The sequence below is a fragment of the Halorubrum sp. SP3 genome (assembly GCF_005435195.1).
GTDB lineage: Archaea > Halobacteriota > Halobacteria > Halobacteriales > Haloferacaceae > Halorubrum > Halorubrum sodomense.
In genome coordinates, this window is record NZ_SGTU01000041.1 from 1 (window position 1) to 3,180 (window position 3,180).

1 tRNA gene and 2 rRNA genes are annotated in these 3,180 nt (G+C 58.3%); all 3 read right to left on the minus strand.

What is annotated here, in order from left to right:
- Positions 1-1,269: ribosomal RNA gene (locus EXE42_RS19415) — 23S ribosomal RNA — on the minus strand; the annotation flags it as partial.
- A 275-nt stretch (positions 1,270-1,544) separates the two neighbouring features.
- Positions 1,545-1,616 (minus strand) — tRNA-Ala (locus EXE42_RS14985).
- Between the two features lie 165 nt (positions 1,617-1,781).
- A 16S ribosomal RNA gene (locus tag EXE42_RS14990) occupies positions 1,782-3,180 on the minus strand; the annotation flags it as partial.

Consider the following 3,180-nt stretch of genomic DNA (forward strand, 5'->3'; position numbering starts at 1 on the left):
CGGCCAGGTCTCGGTGGTAGATTTGAGCCCCGATCATTTTGGGCGCCTCAAACCTCGGCCGGTAAGCTGTTACGCTTTTCTTAGCGGGTAGCTGCTTCTAAGCTCACCTCCCGGCTGTTTAGGGCTTGAGACCACCTTCGAATCGCACTTAATCTACACTTTGGGACCTTAACCCGGCTCTGGGTTGTTCCCCTCACGGTACACAGGCTTACCCCGCGCACCGGACTCCCTCCGTCTGCGACGCCTGCGGGTTTGGAGTTCGACAGGATGGCCGACTCCTCTCGGAGGCGGGTCATCCAATCGGTAGCTCTACCCCGCGGGCTATCTCGGGAGAGGTCATGCTTCGACATGTTTCGGTTGGAACCAGCTGTTGCCAGGCTCGATGGGCCTTTCACCCCTACACACGAGTCACGAGAGGGTATTGTAGAACACCAACTCTAACAGGCCTCCACGTGGCTTTCGCCACGCTTCACCTTGCTCGCGCGTAGATCGCCTGGTTTCGGGTCGCACCCGATTGACTCCCCGCGCTTGAACACGGTGGCCCTCGCACGAATGTGCTGCGGCCGTATCGGTTTCCCTGCGCCTTCCCCGGTTCACGGGTTAGACTCGCCAATCAAGTGCACTCCCTGGGTCGTTTTTCAAAACGCACGACACGACGCCGGCTCGTCTCTCTTCCTACTAGAGAATCGCTTCTCGGTCGTTTCGAGAGACGCCTTGTACGCCCTGTCGCTCGATCGCCAGCTGATTTCAGGCCCTATTGCACCGCCCTTCTCGGGGTGCTTTTCAGCGTTCGCTCACGCTACTTGTTCGCTATCGGTCTCGAGGAGTGTTTAGCCTTTCCAGGGGATGCCTGGAATGTTCACAGAGGATATCCGACCCCTGCTACTCTGGATTTGACGCCATCCGTACTGACTCATCTTACGGGGTTGTCACCCTGTTTCACGCTCCGTTCCAGGAGACTTCAGATGAGTTGTCGAGATTTGGTTGTCAACCCGAACACCACATTGGTCCGAAGACCTTCGGTTTGGGCTGTGTCGCGTTTACTCGCGGTTACTGACGACATCGCTGTTGCGTTCTTTTCCTGCCCTTACTGAGATGTTTCAATTCAGGGCGTTCCCTATTGCGCGTGGCAATTGTTGAACGGATTCCGATTGGGAGATCTCGTGTTCGTACCCTCCATGCGGGTCCCACGAGCTTTTCGCAGCTTGGCACGTCCGTCGTCGGCTCTCGAGCCGAGCCATTCACCAGCTGGCACAGTAGCCAGTAGTGTGTCAGCCAACTCTCCGAAGAGAGTGCTGACGGTGTCAGAAATACTCGTCAGAGTATTCCGACTGTATATGGTTCACTGACGTTCCACGAACTCGGATGAGTTCAGTGGACGTCTGGATCGCACGTATACACGGTTGTCATTGAATCGCCCCGGGTGTGACGGGGCGTTCGTCGAACCCTTCCCATCCGCGGTTTCCCGGGATGGTGCATCGGTCGTCGTGTTCGATCCGAGTCGCGTCTCCCATATAAGGGGACGGATTCGGACCGAACGGACATGGACTCACTGGGATTCGAACCCAGGGCATCCTCCTTGCAAGGGAGGCACTCTACCGCTGAGCTATGAGCCCACCTTCCCGCGTGGGGAAGGTTCTCGCGTGTTGTGTGGGCCGTGGTCGTTCTGCGGTGTCCAAGCCGGTGGGTGGACGGACGGGACACAGACCAGTGCGAATGAGTAGTGACCGTCGTGGTGACGGTCGTAAGGTGAGCCTCCCGTGTGGGAGGTCTCGGGTCGGTGGAGGTGATCCAGCCGCAGATTCCCCTACGGCTACCTTGTTACGACTTAAGCCCCCTTGCGAAGCCCAGATTCGACGTGCGTGGCACGCCTCATCCGGACCTCACTCGGGTGCTTTGACGGGCGGTGTGTGCAAGGAGCAGGGACGTATTCACCGCGCGCTTATGACACGCGATTACTACCGAATCCAGCTTCATGTGGGCGAGTTGCAGCCCACAATCCGAACTACGATCGAGTTTCTGAGATTACCGTCTCCTTTCGGAGTAGGAACCCTTTGTCTCGACCATTGTAGCCCGCGTGTTGCCCAGCACATTCGGGGCATACTGACCTACCGTTGCCCGTTCCTTCCTCCGTGTTAGCCACGGCGGTCCCCCTACTGTCCCCAGCTACCTCGCGGTACTGCTGGCAAGTAAGGGTGCGGGTCTCGCTCGTTGCCTGACTTAACAGGACGCCTCACGGTACGAGCTGACGGCGGCCATGCACCTCCTCTCTGAGGCTCGGATAAGGTCATCAACCTGATCGTCATTACCACAGTCGATGCTGGTGAGATGTCCGGCGTTGAGTCCAATTAAACCGCAGGCTCCTCCGGTTGTAGTGCTCCCCCGCCAATTCCTTTAAGTTTCATCCTTGCGGACGTACTTCCCAGGCGGTCTGCTTAGCGGCTTCCCTACGGCACAGCACCCACTCGTAGTGGGAGCCACACCTAGCAGACATTGTTTACGGCCAGGACTACCCGGGTATCTAATCCGGTTCGAGACCCTGGCTTTCGTCCCTCACTGTCGGATCCGTTCTCGCGACGTGCTTTCGCCATCGGCGGTCCGTCCAGGATTACGGGATTTCACTCCTACCCCGGACGTACCCGTCGCGCCTTCCGGTCCCAAGCCACGCAGTTTCTACCGGGCGCCCACCTGTTGAGCAGGTGGATTTCCCGATGGACTTGCGCGGCCAGCTACGGACGCTTTAGGCCCAATAAGATCGGCCATCACTTGGGCTGCCGGTATTACCGCGGCGGCTGGCACCGGTCTTGCCCAGCCCTTATTCTGGCACCGCCTTAGGGTGCCGAAAAGCACAGGCGCTATGCCTGTGCACTTGGGATCCCCCTATCGCACTGTCGTGCAGTGTAAAGGTTTCGCGCCTGCTGCGCCCCGTAGGGCCCGGAATCTTGTCTCAGATTCCGTCTCCGGGTTCTCACTCTCATGACCCGTACCGATTATTGGCACGGTGGGCCGTTACCCCACCGTCTACCTAATCGGCCGCAGCCACATCCTTCGGCGCCGGAGCGTTTGGCATACCACTCATTCCAGTGGTGGTATGATATACACTATTAGCCTCAGTTTCCCGAGGGTATTGTGTTCCGAAGGGTAGTTTGGCCACGTGTTACTGAGCTATTCGCCACGAGT